20 protein-coding genes are annotated in these 17783 nt (G+C 50.0%); 19 read left to right on the forward strand and 1 reads right to left on the reverse strand.

Annotated elements, in window-relative coordinates; translation table 11 throughout:
* Position 1: 1 nt before the first annotated feature.
* From F459_RS0110505 to F459_RS23930, 4 genes are all read left to right on the forward strand, one after another.
* Positions 2-754, forward strand: a complete 753-nt coding sequence (locus tag F459_RS0110505) for an endonuclease/exonuclease/phosphatase family protein (RefSeq protein WP_020612684.1) — start codon at positions 2-4, stop codon at positions 752-754.
* 253 nt (positions 755-1007) lie between these two features.
* A complete protein-coding gene (locus F459_RS24665) occupies positions 1008-1142 on the forward strand; it encodes a MerR family DNA-binding transcriptional regulator (RefSeq protein WP_211214003.1) in 135 nt (44 codons plus the stop codon).
* Entirely contained in the window at positions 1094-1300 is a 207-nt protein-coding gene (locus F459_RS22210; protein ID WP_020612685.1) for a hypothetical protein, read from the forward strand. The genes F459_RS24665 and F459_RS22210 overlap by 49 nt, the downstream gene beginning before the upstream one ends.
* A gap of 66 nt (positions 1301-1366) precedes the next feature.
* Positions 1367-1516, forward strand: coding sequence for a hypothetical protein (locus tag F459_RS23930; protein ID WP_020612686.1), 150 nt, complete (start codon positions 1367-1369; stop codon positions 1514-1516).
* On the opposite strand, the gene F459_RS0110520 is transcribed toward F459_RS23930, so the two are convergent.
* On the reverse strand, positions 1513-2094 hold the full coding sequence (locus F459_RS0110520; protein ID WP_020612687.1) for a DUF5714 domain-containing protein: 582 nt from the start codon (positions 2092-2094) through the stop codon (positions 1513-1515). The two genes, F459_RS23930 and F459_RS0110520, sit on opposite strands and share 4 nt — an antisense overlap.
* A gap of 191 nt (positions 2095-2285) precedes the next feature.
* On the opposite strand from F459_RS0110520, the gene F459_RS0110525 reads away from it, so the two are divergent.
* The 15 genes from F459_RS0110525 (at position 2286) to F459_RS0110595 (ending at position 17782) form a co-directional block, all read left to right on the forward strand.
* Entirely contained in the window at positions 2286-2915 is a 630-nt protein-coding gene (locus F459_RS0110525) for a SatD family protein (protein ID WP_245540145.1), read from the forward strand.
* Between the two features lie 29 nt (positions 2916-2944).
* A complete protein-coding gene (locus tag F459_RS0110530; RefSeq protein WP_245540146.1) occupies positions 2945-3682 on the forward strand; it encodes a hypothetical protein in 738 nt (245 codons plus the stop codon).
* Between the two features lie 133 nt (positions 3683-3815).
* Positions 3816-4964: an ABC transporter substrate-binding protein gene (locus tag F459_RS0110535; RefSeq protein ID WP_020612690.1), complete on the forward strand. Its 1149-nt coding sequence runs from the start codon at positions 3816-3818 to the stop codon at positions 4962-4964.
* 70 nt (positions 4965-5034) lie between these two features.
* A complete protein-coding gene (locus F459_RS0110540) occupies positions 5035-6828 on the forward strand; it encodes an ABC transporter permease (RefSeq protein ID WP_020612691.1) in 1794 nt (597 codons plus the stop codon).
* Positions 6828-7940 carry an ABC transporter ATP-binding protein gene (locus F459_RS0110545; RefSeq protein ID WP_020612692.1) on the forward strand — a complete coding sequence of 371 codons (1113 nt, stop codon included), beginning with the start codon at positions 6828-6830 and terminating at the stop codon, positions 7938-7940. The genes F459_RS0110540 and F459_RS0110545 overlap by 1 nt, the downstream gene beginning before the upstream one ends.
* Positions 7941-7983: 43 nt before the next feature.
* The gene (locus F459_RS0110550) at positions 7984-8712 is read left to right on the forward strand and encodes a response regulator transcription factor (protein ID WP_020612693.1); all 729 of its coding nucleotides are present in this window, start codon (positions 7984-7986) and stop codon (positions 8710-8712) included.
* On the forward strand, positions 8709-10466 hold the full coding sequence (locus F459_RS0110555; protein ID WP_020612694.1) for a sensor histidine kinase: 1758 nt from the start codon (positions 8709-8711) through the stop codon (positions 10464-10466). Before F459_RS0110550 ends, F459_RS0110555 begins: the two co-directional genes overlap by 4 nt.
* Positions 10467-10475: 9 nt before the next feature.
* Positions 10476-11873: a phosphomannomutase/phosphoglucomutase gene (locus F459_RS0110560; protein WP_020612695.1), complete on the forward strand. Its 1398-nt coding sequence runs from the start codon at positions 10476-10478 to the stop codon at positions 11871-11873.
* Between the two features lie 73 nt (positions 11874-11946).
* Positions 11947-12795 carry a flagellar basal-body rod protein FlgF gene (gene flgF, locus F459_RS0110565; RefSeq protein WP_020612696.1) on the forward strand — a complete coding sequence of 283 codons (849 nt, stop codon included), beginning with the start codon at positions 11947-11949 and terminating at the stop codon, positions 12793-12795.
* Between the two features lie 14 nt (positions 12796-12809).
* Complete coding sequence (gene flgG / locus F459_RS0110570; protein ID WP_020612697.1) at positions 12810-13604, forward strand: flagellar basal-body rod protein FlgG; 795 nt, start codon at positions 12810-12812, stop codon at positions 13602-13604.
* 9 nt (positions 13605-13613) lie between these two features.
* On the forward strand, positions 13614-14450 hold the full coding sequence (locus F459_RS0110575) for a hypothetical protein (protein ID WP_020612698.1): 837 nt from the start codon (positions 13614-13616) through the stop codon (positions 14448-14450).
* The gene (locus F459_RS0110580) at positions 14447-15490 is read left to right on the forward strand and encodes a flagellar basal body P-ring protein FlgI (RefSeq protein ID WP_020612699.1); all 1044 of its coding nucleotides are present in this window, start codon (positions 14447-14449) and stop codon (positions 15488-15490) included. Before F459_RS0110575 ends, F459_RS0110580 begins: the two co-directional genes overlap by 4 nt.
* A gap of 12 nt (positions 15491-15502) precedes the next feature.
* Positions 15503-15820, forward strand: a complete 318-nt coding sequence (locus F459_RS0110585; RefSeq protein WP_020612700.1) for a rod-binding protein — start codon at positions 15503-15505, stop codon at positions 15818-15820.
* 140 nt (positions 15821-15960) lie between these two features.
* Positions 15961-16806, forward strand: a complete 846-nt coding sequence (locus F459_RS0110590; protein ID WP_020612701.1) for a sigma-70 family RNA polymerase sigma factor — start codon at positions 15961-15963, stop codon at positions 16804-16806.
* Between the two features lie 31 nt (positions 16807-16837).
* Positions 16838-17782, forward strand: a complete 945-nt coding sequence (locus F459_RS0110595; protein WP_020612702.1) for a divergent polysaccharide deacetylase family protein — start codon at positions 16838-16840, stop codon at positions 17780-17782.
* Position 17783 lies beyond the last annotated feature (1 nt).

Raw genomic sequence — 17783 nt, forward strand, 5'->3', positions numbered from 1 at the left:
AATGCAAACACCATTCAGGTTCAGTTTATGCACATGCAATATATGGAACACCGAAAAATGGGAACAAAGAAAGGCTGCGCTGGAAGATTTTCTGGTAAGGTTTCATCCCGATATATGCTGTTTTCAGGAAATACGGGAGGAAACCATGCGTTTTCTGGACGAAGCTATGCCTTTTCATGCCAGGGTTGAAGATGATTTCAACGGCTGGCGGAATGAAGGGAACATTTATTATAAAAAGGATCTCTTTCGGGAAACGGGGCATACCGAACTCTTTCTGGACATGCCGGAACCTGATCGCAGGCTATTCATACTTGATCTTGAATGCCTTGCAGACGGCAGGAAATTCCAGGTTTGTACGGTCCACCTGACCCATCAGAATAACAAGGACGAACAGGATACAGGAACTTCCTACAGGCATGAAGAGGCTTTGAAGATTGCGCGCTGGCTTAAAAACCGCAAGTCGGATGCTCCACCGCTTTTACTTTGCGGCGATTTTAACGATCCGTGGCACCCTTCAAGGATACTGGCTGAGGCTGGTCTCAAAGATGTTTTTTACGAACTTGGCCTTCTTCAGCCTCCGACCTTTCCAAACCCCGCGCTGTCCGAAGAGATCTACATGAACGAGACGATAGACCGTATAATGTACGGCAGAGGGCTTCTGCCGGTTCTTGCTTCGGTGGTTGATTTCCATGGAAGCGGGGCGAGCTGCGGAGTATCCGATCACAAACCGGTCGTTGCCGTATTTGAGTTTTAAAAGAACACTGCACTGCTTTTAAAGGGAGGGAATTGCGATTCTCTCCCTTTTTCCGAGGAGAATTCGGTAAGGTAGTTGAGATGAAGCGGTATTTTTACGAAGGCGGAAGAGCGGACTTTTCTAAATAAAAAAACACACCTTTTCATACATCGGAAAAGAAGCGATCTATGGCAAGTTGCTTCAGACGTTTTGTGAAATTTCCGACTATTGTAGAACGTAGATAGTATCCCGCCAGGTCCCTATACCAGAATGAATGTTTAATATTTCTATTTCAGCTCTTCGTTATTATGATAAGGAAGGCTTGTTCCCAGTAACGCAACGCTTGTTAAGCGGCGGGATATGTTTCTTGATAAGAAGAAGTCCGTTGAGGCTGATATCCTTGCGATGATTAAAGTTTTGGATTTGATTACATATAAATGCTGGTATTATACCGAAGCCGTGAAAGATAATTCCGAAGAAAGAGTCAAATCTATTAAACCGGAAGATATGCCTGAAGATATAAAAAAGTCATTTGAGAATTCACATGGTGACATGATATGCGGGTAGTCTGTTTTTTTTACCCTGAATAGTATACTTTCCCCTTATAAACAAACCGATGACCGAGCGTCAGGGATGCGGAGAACGGCCGCAGGGCCGGTCCGAGGCGAAGCCGAGGACGGTAGCGAAGCGGACTTCGGAGCAATCCCGACCCGAGCGGCAAGCGAGGGTGACGCCCAGATGGTGTGGAATATCATAGCCTCTGCCTTCGTATTCAGGACTTAGGTTGCTGGGTAGTAGGGACAGGCTGTTTTCTTACATTCGGCGTTTCGCTGGTAAAATGTGCAGCGTATCGGTGTGGTCTGCCCAAGGTCGAGGTCAAAATGTTGTTTCATGAAGGTGATGCTTGTGCTTACTGCGGTAAAGCAGACGCGCTTGCAGCAGCGGGGGCCGCCGATTTCCGCGATGTTGTATAGGCAGTCGGAGCTTAGGCGGTTTACAAGTGCCCAGGTGTCGGTCGAATAGGGGCTTGTGCCTGTCGCTACCGAAAGGAACATACCGCTTCCGACGGCCGCACCGCAGGCTCCGTACCAACCGCAGAATCCGGCGAGCAGGTTTTTTGCCCGGTCTCCGGCAAGGTTCAGCGCTTCCCTGAGTTTGGCTTTCCTGTCGTTCTTCAGCCTGCAATAGGTGGTCAAAAGGACTGCCGGAACAAGGTAGTGGTGTTCCGGACAGTGCATGGGAAAATCAGGATTTTTCCATATCTTTTCCAAAAGCTGCAGCGGCGGGGATGGATTTTCGTAGGCCCCCAAACAGGTATCCGTAATATATTGGTATAACTCTTCATTAATTGGATGGGCCACGGTGTTCCTCCTTTTTACCTTGTCGGGTGTATGGTAACTATCCTGGTCCGGCAGATATAGCAGAATCCTTGTATGTTTTGCATATTCTTACGCTGCATTGTGTAAGGATGTACCAAAAGGGTACATATAAGTTTGTATGAACCTAAAAAGTTCATTTGACAGATATCGTACCTAATCGTTACAATGGTGTTGTGAAAGTCATAGCAGTGATCGCGGATATTGTCGATTCCCGGCGGATTGAGCGGCGACAGGAGTTTCAGAGGCAGCTACAAGCATGCCTTAGCGACCTCAATGAAACAAGCTCGGCCCTTTTATCTCCCTATACGATCACCCTGGGGGATGAATTCCAGGCTGTCTACAAGGCTGGTTCCCGGGTCGTGGAGGATCTGCTTTTTATCAGCAGGAGCCTTTTCCCTGTTTCGCTCAGAATCGCCCTGGGGGTCGATGATATTGCGACGGATATCAACACGAAAGAGGCAATCGGGATGGATGGGCCCGCTTTTCATGTGGCACGGGATGGGTTAAACAATGTAAAAGAGGAAAAAATCACTATTGTACAGCTCTATGGTCGCTATAAACAAAGGCAGAGGCTTCTCAACAGCGGCTTGTATTACGCCTATTCGGTGATGAGTGACTGGAAAGAGCATACCCTTTCGATTTTCTATGGGGTTTTCAGGAATCAGCCCGTGAAAGATATCGCCCGGATTGTGGGAATCAGTGAGCGGGGAGTCTATAAAACGATCAAAACACATAATCTCGTCGCCTTGGCACGATATTTTCAGACCGTTTCCGATGAGATTGCAGCCATGGGGGAAGGTTAGCCGTGATAGGATACCTCTATTTTTGCCTTGTGATTCTTATCGTACGTTTGTGGGCCCAGTGGCGGGAAGCCCCCCTGGATCTGCGGTCGATGCTGAGCTGCTCTACGGCCGAGTTGTTCCTGCTCATGCCTCTTTACAGCTGGAGGAGCCTTCTTCCCCTCTTTTTGTTTACCGTTTTGTTCAACCTGTTTTCTCTTTTTACCGAACACCGCGCTGAACAGCGAGGGAATTCGATATTTCTTTCCAGAATTCTTCAGTTTTTGGTCCTCATGCTTGCCGGAAGCTTTCTCTTTGGAATATTTTTGCCCGGACTTTCTTTCAATTCCGTATCTGTCTCTCTTTCGAGGCTCATGGGGCGAAACAATCCTCTTCTGTCTTCCCTCGGAACAGGCGCTTTCGACCGATTTGTGCTTGTTTTTTTCGGCGCTGTTGTCTTGGTGAATGAGATGAACAATGTCATTCGTTTTATCCTCGGCCTGATAAAAACCGAGCCGCGCTTGAAAGCGACAACGGATGATGACCTCGACAGCAAGGAGCTGGGGAGGGGAAAGATCATCGGTGTTCTGGAGCGAATGCTCTTTTACCTCTTTGTCTTGACGGGGAACTATTCTTCTGTTGCCTTTGTCTTGACTGCAAAGGCGTTTGCCCGCTTTAAGGAACTTGATGATAAAGATTTTGCGGAATACATGCTGATCGGGACGCTCCTATCCAGCGCTCTGTCGATCTTCTGGACCTTTATCATCAGGGCGGTGATTGCCACGCTGTAGGCTTTTCTTTCTCTTCCATATTCTACTATCTGCAAATCTCCAAAAAAACGTTGACAGAATTGTAAAGGTATCTTAACATTTTTACTTGTTAAGCGATCTTAACAAATTCTGGTTTCTGTGAAAGGAGATGATGATGAAAAAGATAGTCTTGCTCTTTACCTGCCTCGTTCTTACCGCTTCTCTTTCGGTTTCTCTTCTCTTTGCCGGAGGGAAACAGGAGGTTTCCGAACCCGCTGTAGCCAAAGAGGTGCCTATGACCCACGAAGAGCTTGTGGCCGCGGCCCAGGCCGAAGGAAAGGTGGTCGTTTATTCCGTCACCAGCAGAATCGCCAATGCTGCCAAGGCGTTCGGCGAAAAATACGGGATTGAGGTTGAGGCAACGAACCTCAAGGATTTCGAGCTGATCGAAAAGATCTCGAAAGAGGGTAGTACGGGGGCTGCCGGAGCCGATTTTGTACTTTGCCAGGACGGTGGCCGCGTCATGGGAGAGCTCCTCAACCTCGAATATCTGTATAATTATGTCCCTCCGACAATGAAGGATCAAATTCCCGCTGAGTTCCAAAGTCCCCTGGCCTTTGCCTTTATCAATAAGGTTTTCATTTTCAACGACGAGGTGAGCGAGGCGTATCCCTTTACCAACATATGGGCCCTCACGACCAAGGAGTGGAAAGGTAATTTTCAGTTCAAAAATCCCTTTCAGGAAGGGGTCAATGCAAACTTTCTTACCATGGTGACGAAGCCCGAGGTTGCCGACAGGATTGCAAAGGCGTACAAGGATTATTTCGGAAAAGAGATCGAGCTGACCACCCCGAATGCGGGCTATGAATGGATCAGGCGGATTCTGGAAAACGACCTTGTGCTTACCACCAGCGACACCAAAACCGCCGAGAGTATCGGGGTAAAAGGGCAGGGTAAGGAGCATAATGCCGGACTGTTTGTCTTCTCAAAGCTGCGATACAAGGATACCAAGAACCTTGCCCTTGCTCCGATTATGGAGATGGAACCCTTTTCCGGTTTTTACTATCCGATCTACGCTCTGATGTGCTCGAATGCCGGTCATCCCAATGCTGCAAAGCTTTTTATCGAGTTTCTGCTCACCGAAGAGGGCTTTTCTCCCTGGAGTTCCGATCTCGGAACCTACTCTTCGAACCCCTCGATTCCCCTCCAGCCTGACGACTATCCCATGACCACCTGGGTGAAGATTTTGGTCGAGGAGGATCCTGCCTACTGTTTCGAACATCGAGCCGAGGTCGAAGAGTTTCTCAACGAATACATCTACTGATTATGTACCGTACCGGATCGTTTGCTAAGATCCGGTACGTTTTTAGACGGATACGAAAAGGACGGAATCTGTGAACTACCGTAACAGGGCTATATCATTTTTGAAAAAGCCTCATAACGTCATCCTTGTGTCTCTTGCCGTTATTCTTATTTACCTGACGGTTGTCCCGATGCTGACTATCATGATGGATACCTTTACGGTCCATCAGGCCGAACTGATGCGGGTGAAGGGGGCAAGGGTAGGGGATTTTACCCTTTACCACTGGACCAAGGTCCTCTTTTCTTCGGCCGGTAAAAAGATATTTTACGAGCCATTCTTAAATACCATGTTGGTTGCCTTCGGTACCTGTTTTATCGCCATTCTTCTCGGAGGAACGGTTGCATGGCTGGTTACAAGGACCAATATGCGCTTCAAGGGCGTTATCTCGACCCTCTTTATTTTTCCCTATATCATGCCTTCCTGGACGCTCGCCATGGCATGGTTGAACTTTTTCAAGAACTCCCTTGTCGGTGGTGCTCCCGGTTTTTTTACCGCAATTACGGGCATACAGACACCCAACTGGTTTGCCTACGGTCTCTTCCCCATCGTGGTAGTTTTAGGACTGCATTATGCTCCTTTTGCCTATATCCTGATCGGCGGTATTCTCAGGAATATGGATGCGAACCTGGAAGAGGCTGCCCTTATCCTGAAAGCAAGCAGGGGGAAGATTATGCGGAAGATTACCATTCCCATTGTGCTCCCTGCCATGCTCTCCACTTTTCTTCTCGTTTTTTCCAGTGCCATGAGCGCCTTTGCCGTTCCGGCATTCCTCGGAACTTCGGTTCGTTTCCAGGTTCTGACCACCCAGATGTTCAGGACCCTCAATGGGCTGAACCCCGGCTACGGTTACATCATTGCGCTTATCATGATTCTGATTGGTGTGTTGATCCTCGGTATCAACCAAAAAATCATCGGTACCAGAAGGTCTTTTACAACGATAACGGGGAAAAGTTCTAATATCGCCTATCTCAATCTGCGTGGTTTTCGAAGCGTCATTTCGGTACTGCTCCTTCTGCTCGTCGCCCTGGTCTGTATTGTCCCTCTGCTCTCTTTTGCATTGGAATCCTTTATCATGGAACCCGGCAATTATTCCCTCGGAAACTTTACCACCCTCTTTTGGGTCGGTTCTGGAGACCCGACCATTGCAAACGGCGAACCTGGGGTTTTACGGAATTCCTCGATCTTTCACGGCCTGTGGAACAGTGTCAGGCTTTCGGTCATTGTGGCGTTTATAGCAGGTTCGGTCGGAATCCTTGCCGGCTACGCCATCGTAAAGCGGCGTAATTCAAGGCTGTCGCTGCTGGTAAATAATCTGGCATTTTTCCCCTACCTTATGCCGAGCATGGCCTTCGGTGCCATCTACCTTTCCATGTTTGCCGTCAAACGAGGCTTTATTCCTCCCCTCTATGGAACATTTGCGCTTCTTGTTCTGGTGGGCGCTGTTAAGTATCTTCCCTTTGCATCCCGGGCAAGTGTGGGTGCCATGCATCAGCTGAGCAACGAAATCGAAGAGGCTGGAACCATACAGGGTATCGGCTGGGGAAAGCGCATGCTCCGTATCATCATACCGATCCAGAAGGCAAGTTTCCTTTCCGGCTACCTGCTTCCCTTCATCTCCTGCATGCGGGAACTTTCCCTTTTTATTCTCCTTGTCACCCCCTCTTCGCGAATCCTAACCACCATGCTTTTTCAATATAATGAAAAGGGATGGAACCAGTACGCCAACGCCATCAATCTTCTCATCGTTCTCTTTGTGGTCATCAGTAATCTTGTGGTGAACCGGGTCACCGGGGCATCGATCGATAAAGGAATAGGAGGGCACTAATGCCGAAAATTCACTTGGAACACATTACAAAACGCTTCGGCAGGTCTGTGGCCGTGGATAACCTCGATCTTGTCATCGGAGACCGAGAGTTTGTGACATTGCTGGGCCCCTCGGGTTGCGGTAAGACGACAACCCTTCGTATGATTGCGGGACTGGAGACCCCGACCGAGGGGGAAATCTACATCGACGACCGTTGTGTTTTTTCCTCGGAACGGGGGATCGATATCTCTCCCGATAAGCGGGATGTCGGCTTTCTTTTTCAAAATTATGCCCTCTGGCCTCACATGACCGTATACAAGAATATTGCCTTTGGGCTTGAAAATATGAAGTGGGAAAAGAAACGAATAGAATCCAGGGTGCGTGAGCTCTTGGAGATGCTCCGAATCGAAGAGCTTCGGGACCGCTATCCTTCCGAGCTCTCAGGCGGTCAGCAGCAGCGGGTAGCCATTGCCAGGACCCTTGCCACCGGGCCGAAAATACTTTTTATGGACGAGCCGCTGAGCAACCTGGATGCGAAACTTCGGATGGAGATGCGGACCGAGCTTAAGCGTCTTCATGCGGAAACAGATTCAACCTTTGTCTATGTGACCCATGACCAGCTGGAGGCCATGACCCTCTCAAGCAAAATTTGCCTTCTGAAGGAGGGACTCCTACAGCAATTTGCACCGCCCCTCGAGGTCTACCACCGACCGATGAACCTTTTTGTCGCCGATTTTGTGGGAAGTCCCAACATTAATATCCTAGAGGTGACCGGAGAAAATGTAAATCTCGACGAGATAAAGCTGAATCACAAACTACTCAAACTTCTCTTTACCCCCACCTCTTCGAGCATCACCGTTCAGGAAGGTCAGCAATTGCTTCTTGGCATCAGGCCTGAAGATATCGTCCTTTCTCCGGAGGGGACGGTAGAGGGGAGCATCTATTCAACCCTGCCGTCCGGAATGGAAACCATTGTCAAGATTGATCTCGGCGGACAGATTCTTACCAGCGTTGTATTCGGAAGTGTCGATTTTACCATGGGCGAGAAGGTGTGGCTCTCGTTTCAGTCGGATAAGAATGTCCTCTTCGATAAGAAAAGCGAACGTACTATTGCCATTGGAAAGCTGCTGTAAGAAAGAGCTCTTTATAGTAGAATCATCACAAAGGAGCTGTCGCATGGTGGTTGATGATTCGGGAAGCGGAAAGACAATTCTTGTAGTGGATGATGAGGAGCATGTTGTAAAGCTCCTCTCCATGAACCTCACATCCCGGGGATATGGTTGCCTCTATGCTTATACCGGAGAAGAAGGGCTTGAACAGGCCCGGTTACATCATCCGGACCTGATTATCCTCGACGTGATGCTTCCCGGAATAGACGGAATCGAGGTTTGCAGGCTGCTCAAAAGTGATCCTCGCACCCAGCTTATCCCCGTGCTTATGCTCAGCGCGAAGAGCGAGGGGATCGACAAGATTCACGGCCTTGAGGGAGGAGCCGACGACTATATTACCAAACCCTTTAGTCTCACGGAGCTTTTCTTGCGGGTCGAGGCCTCGTTGCGGCAAATTGCATTACTGACGGGGGCCCGGTCGGGGCGGCCGCATATGCTTTTTATCGGATCGCTTTCCATCGATACCGAACGCTACTTTGCTTTAAATGGCGGGGAGAAAATCGATCTTACGCCTGCAGAGTTTAAGATTTTGAACATGCTGGTAAAGCATCAGGGAGAAGCGGTTTCCCGTCCTCTTATGTATCGGGAACTTTTTGACAAGGATCCCGCCGATGCCGGACGTTCCGTGGATGTGCACCTCCGGAATATCAGAAAGAAATTGAACGATGCAGGGGTCACCGGCTGCCGTATCGAGACGGTCCACGGCTCAGGCTACAGGATACTCCCTCAACCATGAAAAAACGGCAAACCGCCCTGATCGTTGTTCTTTTCTCGGTGCTTTGCTCGGTCACCATTGCATTCTACCTCTATACCGTCGACCTCATCGTGAGCCAAACACGCAGACGCGGGCTTGATGCGATCGATCAGATCAGGCGGGCCTTAGATCGGGAGGAGGGAACGGTGCAGGAGATTATCCTGCAGCTATCTCAAACCATACCGGCGCATATTGTGATTGTCGATACCGATGCGCGGCTTTTGGCCGATTCTCACAAAGCCGAAACTCAGCTTTCCGGCAAATATATTGATGCGGACCTTTCCGAGGCGAGACTTCGCAGGGGAGAGGCAACCCACGCCCTTCGAAACCGCCATCCCGATAATCTATCCGTATCCATTGCGAAACAGGTGGACATCAGGGACCACGAAGGGGTGTTGATATCCGTAACCTACGATATCGATGAAATTCGTCGTCTGGAAATCTCTTTCCTGATTTGGATGATAATCACCTTTCTTCTGCTTACGGCGATGATTGTCCTGTTTCTTACGATTCAGATCAAACGATACCGCCGTCCCATCCGTACCCTGTTACAGCACACAAAGGATGCGGCGGCCAGCGGTCTTTCAAAAATCAGCATCGATACCGTTGATCCCGATCTCGATGAGTTGGTTGAGAATTTTAATTCGCTTGTCGATCGGTATGATTTCCTTGTTGTAAACGACAATCGCAAATACAGCAGAATAAATACCCTTCTCTCCAATCTGCAAACCGGTATCCTGATGATCGACCGAAGCAATAAGATTACCCTGGTCAATCCCAGGGCCGAGATGCTGCTCGACCTGGATAAGGCGAGGCTATTTGCAAGTGGTGATGTTTTTCCCTCGAATAATGAACACATTGCCGCAATACTTCGCCAGACCCGGCTGATACACGGAGACCGCGAGGCCCGGTCCCTACGTCTGACCTCATCCCGGGGTGAAATCCTGGAGTGCAGTCTGGAGGCCATGACGAATAAATACCTCCCCTATGATTATACGGGGGTACTTGTCCTTGTTCGCGATGTGACGGAAATGAAGCGTTTGGATCGCCTGAAACAGCAGTTCGTGGCAAATGTTTCCCACGAACTGCGCACCCCTCTGACGGTCATAAGCGGATTTGCCGAGACCCTGGGAGCATGGAAAGGCCTTTCGGATGATGACAGAAATAGCGCCGTCTCCATTATCGCCCTTGAGGCTGCACGCCTGAAGAAGCTGATCGGAGAACTGCTTACCCTTTCTCGTTTCGATGATGGTGTGCAGGAAGAGACCTTTTCCCCTTTTGATGTTTCGGAGATAGTACGAGAGGTTCGTACAGCCTTGGAACCGATTGAACGAAGCAAGGATATTTCGACGATGATTCATCTGCCGAACCATGGTCCGGTGATGGATGGGGTAAAACTCTGGTTTCGACAAATCGTTTACAATATCTACGACAACGCATTGAAATATACCCCCGCTGGGGGCTGGGTGGAGATCAACGTAGCGGAAAGCGATCGGTCCCTAAGCCTTTCGGTCTCCGATTCGGGCCCCGGTGTTCCAAAAGAAGAACGGGAGCACATCTTCGAGCGTTTTTATCAAATCAATCGATCGACAAACAGCAAGAATCCGGGTAGCGGTCTGGGACTCTCGATTGCAAAGCATATGATCGACCAACTTTCCGGGACCATCCTCGTTTCTGAGAATCGTGAGGGCGGAGCCCTTTTCATCCTCCGATTTCCCGTTCGAAAAGCATTGTAAGGAGTAACTATGCACGCATCTCATCACTTATCCGAAGAAATACTTAAGGCTTGTGATATTCGCGGCATCGTAGGCGATGATCTCAATGAGAAGGATGCCTTCTTTATCGGAAAGGCCTTCGGCACCTCTCTTATTCGCATGGGGAAGAAAAGATGCCTGGTGGGATTCGACGGCAGGTTCTCTTCGCCGTCACTTTCCAGGCGGCTGATTGAGGGGCTTATCTCCTGTGGAATCTCTGTAACAAAGATCGGACTTGTGCCGACTCCTGAACTCTACTTTGCCATGCACCATTGGAATATGGATGCCGGCGTGGTTGTGACCGCCAGCCATAATCCCGCCGAATATAACGGTTTTAAATTTCTAAGCTCCGAAGGGCCCTTCCACGGGAAGGCAATCCAGGAGTTTCGGCGGCTCTGTGAGAATGGGGATTTTGAAGAGGGAGAGGGTAGTGAATGCTTTCACTCTATCGACGATGACTATATCATGTATCTCCTTGGCCACCTGAAGCTTCCGGAGGCCCGAACGCTGTCGGTGGTCTGGGACCCTGGAAACGGTTCTGCAGGGAAAATTCTTCCCTCAATCGTTAAAGGGCTACCGGGATCTCACCGCATCATTTGTGGGGAGGTCGACGGCTCCTTTCCCAATCATCATCCCGATCCGAGCTTAAAGGAAAACATGAACATGCTCGCCGGTGCAGTAAAAGAGGAGCATGCCGATCTCGGCATCGCTTTCGACGGTGACGGCGACAGGATAGGGGTTGTCGACGGGGAAGGCTATATCTTTATGGGTGATCAGCTGCTGACCATCTTTGCAAGGGATTTTCTTGCCTCTCATCCCGGCGCCACGGTGATGTCGGAGGTCAAGGCCAGCCGTTTTTTCTTTGATGACGTGGCATCTCACGGTGGTGTTCCACTGATGTGGAAGGTTGGGCACACAAATCAAAAAGAGAAAATGAAGCGGGAGGGAATCGGGCTTGCAGGAGAGACCAGCGGTCACATCTTTTTCGAGGAAAATAGGGGCTATGACGACGGATTTTTTGCCGCAATCAAGCTCATCAATATTCTTTCCCGCAGTAGCCAGAGCATTACCGAGATGAGGAAGGCCTTTCCTCGCTTTTACGATAGTGGAGAAATCCGCATCACCCTTTCACGTAAGAAGCGAGAAGGGGTGGTGAAAGAAATTTCACAGCGTCTGAAAGAAAAGGGGATCCCTTTCACCGACATCGACGGCATTCGGGCACATTGCGGCGATGGTTTTTGGATGCTTCGCGGATCAAATACCCAGCCACATATAACCATCCGCTGTGAGGCTGCTTCGCCTGCTGGTCTCGACGCTTGTATGATCACCATGCGAAAAGAACTTGCGCTTTCGGGAATTACCGAGTCTATGCTGGAAGCTAAAGGATAGCGAGAAGAGCTTCAAGTCCTCTCTCCTCTTGCCGATAGTAATAAAAGAGAAGCGAAAAGCGCGGGAGGAAACTGTGGTACGAGGAATCTATACCGGTGCAAGCGGAATGGTCGATCAGATGCACAGAATGGATGCCATCTCGAACAACCTTGCCAATGTCGATCTGGTCGGGTACAAGCGTGATCAATCGGTAAGCAAAGCCTTTCCTCAGATGCTGATACGGAGAATGAACGACGACGGGGTCTACTCCTTTCCCTTTGGAAGTGCGGATACCGCTCCGGTTGTCGGCATGATCGGGACCGGTGTCGAGTACAATGAGTCCTTTACCGTTTTCTCGCAAGGGGCCCTGAAAGAGACAGGCAACGATTTTGATCTTGCCCTTGACGGAAAGGGATTTTTTGCGGTCGACACCCCCCGAGGGGAACGCTATACCCGCAACGGCACCTTTGTTCTGACCAAAGAGGGAATCCTTACCACCAAAGAGGGAGAGCCCGTTCTCGGAGAGAACGGTATCATCCGGATCAAAAAGAATAATTTCGTGGTGGATGAGAGGGGCCAGGTATGGCAGAACGGCAGTTACGACGGTGATCCCCAGCGCCTTGTCTCCAAAGAGGAAAACGAGTGGGAGAACCTTGAGCTGGTAGATACCTTAAAGGTGGTGGATTTCCGTCGGGACCGTTACCTGAAAAAAGAGGGTGACAGTCTCTATATTGCCCCCGAAGAGGCTGGCGCTTCCAATCAGGTTGCCCTCGGCTCCGAAACCAAGGTGGTCCAAGGCTTTCTCGAAGGGAGTAATGTCAATTCAGTCACCGAGATGGTCAGGATGATAGAGGTAAACAGGGCATACGAGGCCAACCAGAAGGCGATTCAAACCCACGACGCACTTACCGGACGTCTGATCAACGACGCTATTAAAGTATAAGGAGTGATTGAGCCATGATGCGATCTTTGTGGACCGCTGCCAGCGGCATGACCGGACAGCAGTTTAATATAGACACTATCTCCAATAATCTTTCGAACGTAAATACCACCGGTTTCAAGAAAAACCGGGCGGATTTTGAGGACCTGCTCTATCAAACAAGCCGGGTCGCAGGAACCCCTGCCACCGAGTTGACCACGGTCCCCACGGGAGTGCAGGTTGGCCATGGTGTGAAGGTTGCTGCTACCCAGAAGATGTTTACCCAGGGTGCCCTTCAGAACACCGGCAACGTTACGGACCTGGCGATCCAGGGGGACGGTTTTTTTCGTGTTCTTCTGATCGACGGGAGTTATGGATATTCTCGGGACGGTTCATTTAAGATAGACAGCAACGGACAGCTGGTAAACTCAAACGGACACAGACTCATACCCGAGGTTGTTTTGCCGGAGAATTTTGAACGGGATTCCCTTACCATAAGTCAGGATGGACGTATTACCGTCAAGGTGGCGGGAAATGATGATCCTGTTCAGGTCGGGCAGCTGGAACTCTACCGTTTTGTGAATCCTGCGGGTCTAAGCGCCATCGGGCAAAATAATTTCAAGGTTACCAATGCCTCCGGCGATGCCATTCCCGGTCGTCCGGGTTTCGACGGTATGGGACAAACCGTTCAGCGCTTTTTGGAAATGAGTAATGTTTCGGTTGTCCAGGAAATGGTGAATATGATTGTCGCTCAGAGGGCCTATGAACTGAATTCGAAGGCAATCCAGACATCCGATACCATGCTGGGGATCGCCAATAGTCTTAAGCGATAGGTTAGGGCGATGATGGTGACCCGTTGCTGGAGAAAAGGGCTTGCTTTGTTGCTTCTTTTCATCCCGATTCTGGAGCTTTCCGCGGATGATGTGCTGCGGATTCCATCTGTTATTCGTGCGGATACAAGCGCTTCGGCACCCGATGCTTCCGCACTTTGGGGACGGATGACACAGGCTTTGTCAAGGTCGGGGCTTCAAAAGCCCGGCAACGGTATGCTTCTTATCTCGGGTTCCGCTGCTTCATCGCTTCTTTCTCCATCCCAAGGGGCCGTGGTTGCTCCCAAGTGGATCGCTGTGCTTCCGTCGGAGGCTCCCTCCTCTTTTTTCTATACCTTTTTTCCTCTTTTGGTCCAAAAATTCGGCGTTGCTCTGGAATCGGCTCCCCTTCGGGACCTGATTCCAGATGATACGGTCATTCAATTTGAGTTTCCGCAATCGATGAACGATAGTTCCATGCCACTCCGTGATCTCTCCTTTTTGGCTCTTGATCCCTTGGCTGCCGCCTTTTCCGGGATGCAAACCGGTAGCGGGTCCTGCCGGCTTCCCCTGCGACTTGTTTTTCACGGGGAAGAAAAAATCGTTATGGCCCGACTTCGGCTTTTCTCTCTTCAAGACCACGCTTACTCATCGGCCGTCCGTTCCGGCGATCAATTGCGGGTTAGCTATGGAACCGGTGGTGTTCTTGTGAAATTTTCCGCACGGGTTGAATCTGTAGATGAAAGAACAGGAACCTTGCGTATCCGGCCGCTCTCTTCGCTTTTTCGGGATGAACGGGGAACCCCTCGTTTTGATGCGGTGCTTGATGAAAACGGAAAGGCTACAATTGTCGATGGAGCGTTGAAATGAAACAGATACGGCTATCCCTTTTTTTTGCCCTATGTCTGGTGTGCAGCAGCACCGGTTACGCGCAGGCTGCCAGTAGCGCGACTTCTTCTTCCTCGGCGGCTCCGGCTGCAGGGGGAACGAGAATCGGCGATATTACCGAGCTTCGTGGAATCAGAACGAACCAGCTTGTCGGTGTCGGTATCCTTACCGGACTTGATGGCAAGGGTGACGGTTCCCGTTCCGTTCCCATCAGGTCGTCACTTGCCATTATGCTCGGACACTTCGGAATCGAGGTCGATGCCCAGGATGCCGCAGGGAAAAATAGCGCACTTGTTTTAGTGACTGCCGACGTCCCCCCTTTCGCTTCTCCCGGGGATCGTATCGACATAACTATCTCGGCGCTTTTCGATGCGAAAAACGTGAAGGGTGGAGTCCTGCTTCAGACTCCGCTTAAGTCGGCTGGAGGCGATGTCTACGCTGTTGCCCAGGGCAAGGTCGAACGTTCCGGCGAGAGCTCCACCGTTGGAGAGATCATTGGCGGAGCCGTCATGGAAAACCGTGTGCATAGTGATGTAGAAGGTGAAGGAGGTTTCACCCTTCTCCTCGATCGTCCCAATTACCGTGTTGCCTACCTCATTCGGGAGGCGATAGCCAACGCCTATCCCGATCTTTCGGTATCCGCCGGAGATGCTTCGTCGGTAAGTGTTACCCTTGGTGAGGAAGGGGATCTTGTCCGTCTTATCGGCGAGATTCAGCAGCTTCGCATCGATCTTCCCCGCCCCTCGAAGGTTGTTATCGACGAGGCTTCCGGTATCGTCGTTATGGGCGGGAATGTACAGATAGCTCCCGTGACGGTGACCTATAGAGGAGCGACGATCGAGGTAGGGCCTCCCGGCTGGAATAGCGGCAATACCAATGGATTTTCCATCGATGAAACCGTTTCCGTTCAGAAATTCTTCGAAGTTCTTCAGTCATCTGGCATCGCGACCGATGATATTATTGATATTCTTAAGGTTATCGATAGGGCCGGGGCCCTGTATGGCAGCCTTGAAATGATGTGAGGTGATTATTTCATGGAGATTCCAGCGACAATACGATCGGCAGATCGATCGGTTCCCGCAGCAGAAGCGGCGGCGAGAAGGGCGTCTTTGACTCAGGATCAGACGAAGCTGAAAAAGGCGTGCAATGATTTCGAGGCTCTCTTTATAAAACAGATGTTCAAGGCAATGGATAAGACCGTCGAGCATACCGGACTCTTGGACGGGGGAATGGCCGAAGAGTATTTTCGTGATATGCTGCTCGATTCTTATGCCGACGAAGCATCAAAAACCAGTAAACTTGGTATTGCCGAAATGATGTTTCGACAACTCAGCAGTAAAGGGATAGTCTAAAAAAGTAGACATTTTTTCTCGATATCAATATTTTTTTATGTAAGATGTTAATAATTATTTATATAGTATATAGATAACAAAACAATAATGTTTCGATTTTTATGGCATGGTTTTTGCTTTCTGTTCGACAGGAGCAAACTATGACGAAGATTGAGAAACACAGGCAGGAAGATGATGCCCTGCGAAGCTATTTTGATGAGATTAAACAACACAAGCTGCTTACCTTCGAGGAAGAGCTGGAACTCTCCCGAAAAATTCAATCGGGTGATGAAGCCGCTCGGCACCGTCTCATTGAGGCAAATCTTAGGCTTGTAGTGAAGATCGCCAAATCGTATGTGACACCAGGTTTTGGTCTCCTTGATCTCATCCAGGAAGGAAATATGGGACTCATCCGGGCCGCTGAAAAATATGATCACCGAAAACAGGTACGGTTTTCCACGTATGCGGCATGGTGGATTCGCCAGAGTATCGTACGGGCAATTGCAAAGAAGCAGAAGGCAATCAGGCTTCCACATAGGAAAAATAATCTACTGAAGAAGATTCAGCGTACCTATTATCAACTCAGCCAGGAGCTTGAACACGAACCTTCGGCCGAAGAGATCGCTGTGGAAATAGGAATTGATCCCTCCATGGTCGACCAGATGCTTCAGGTTGGAAATCCCGTTGTTTCCCTCGACTGTGAGATCGGCGATGATGCTTCGACCCTTCTTGACATGCTGGAAGATTCAACCTATGAACCGGAGCGCGTCTGTATAAACAAGTCGATGCAGGAAGATACCATGCACTTTCTCGACCATCTGAAAGAGCGCGAGCGCCAAATCCTCTTGTATCGGTTTGCCTTCTTCGGCGGGAAAAAATATACCCTAAAGAAGATTGGAATGGAGATGGGTATCAGCCCGGAGACGGTACGTCAGATTGAAATGCGTGCGATTCGAAAGTTGCGGGACCATGCGGAGGAGATGAAAGACTATCTTCACCGAGCTTGACCAAAGCCCTATGAACGAATAGTGTGATAGGGTGACGGATAAGAAGCGACCGCCGAAAACCAAGCCGACCCAACTATATTTGCTGCTGGGAGTCATTATAGTACTGCTCCTTGCGGCATTGTTGCTTTTTCCGGGAAAGACAGGGTCGCGGAAGCGGGTACTTTCGGAGGAAAAGGAGAATTCTCCTTCGCAACAGGAGGTTCCCCCTGATTCGGGGACTCTTCCCGTTGCGACGCAAAAACCCGCCGAGGAACTGAAAGGCGGGAAGCCTCTTCCCGGTCAGAAGGTTCCGATAAAGCCGTTACGCGGAGAGCTTGCCATCATTATCGATGATGTCGGGTATAGTCTCAAAGAGCTCCGTCCCCTGCTTGACTTTCCGGGTCCCATCACCTTTGCAATCCTTCCGGGTGTTACCTATTCCAAGGAGGCCCTTAAGGAAATCCTTCAGGCCGGGAAGGAGGCTATACTTCACCAGCCCATGGAGGCTGTCGGAGGTAATGATCCGGGGCCCGGTGCCATCTACACCTGGATGGACAGTACAGCCGTTCGCGAACAGTTGGACAAAAATCTAAAGGAGCTCAGGGGCGTTAAGGGGATCAACAATCATATGGGTTCCAAGGTAACCTCCGATCCTCGGGTGATGGAAGCGGTCTTGGATGATTTGAGAGAAAAAAACTTGATGTTTATAGACAGCAGGACTACTGCAGAGACGGTCTCCAGGGGGATTGCGCAGCGCCTGCATATTCCGTATCAGGAAAGGAGCGTTTTTCTGGACAATACTCAAGAGCGGGAAGAGATCCTCCAGGCTTTTCAGGAGGGACTGCAAAAGGCGGAAAAAAACGGGCGGGCAATTATGATTGGTCACGTATGGTGTCATGAGCTTGCCGAAATTCTACTGGAGGTGTATCCTCAGGCCCTGGAAGAGGGGTTCGAGTTCCTTTCTGTAAGTGATTTGATTGATGATACTTCGGAGTAAG

The sequence above is a fragment of the Sediminispirochaeta bajacaliforniensis DSM 16054 genome (genome assembly GCF_000378205.1).
Classification (GTDB): Bacteria; Spirochaetota; Spirochaetia; order DSM-16054; family Sediminispirochaetaceae; genus Sediminispirochaeta; species Sediminispirochaeta bajacaliforniensis.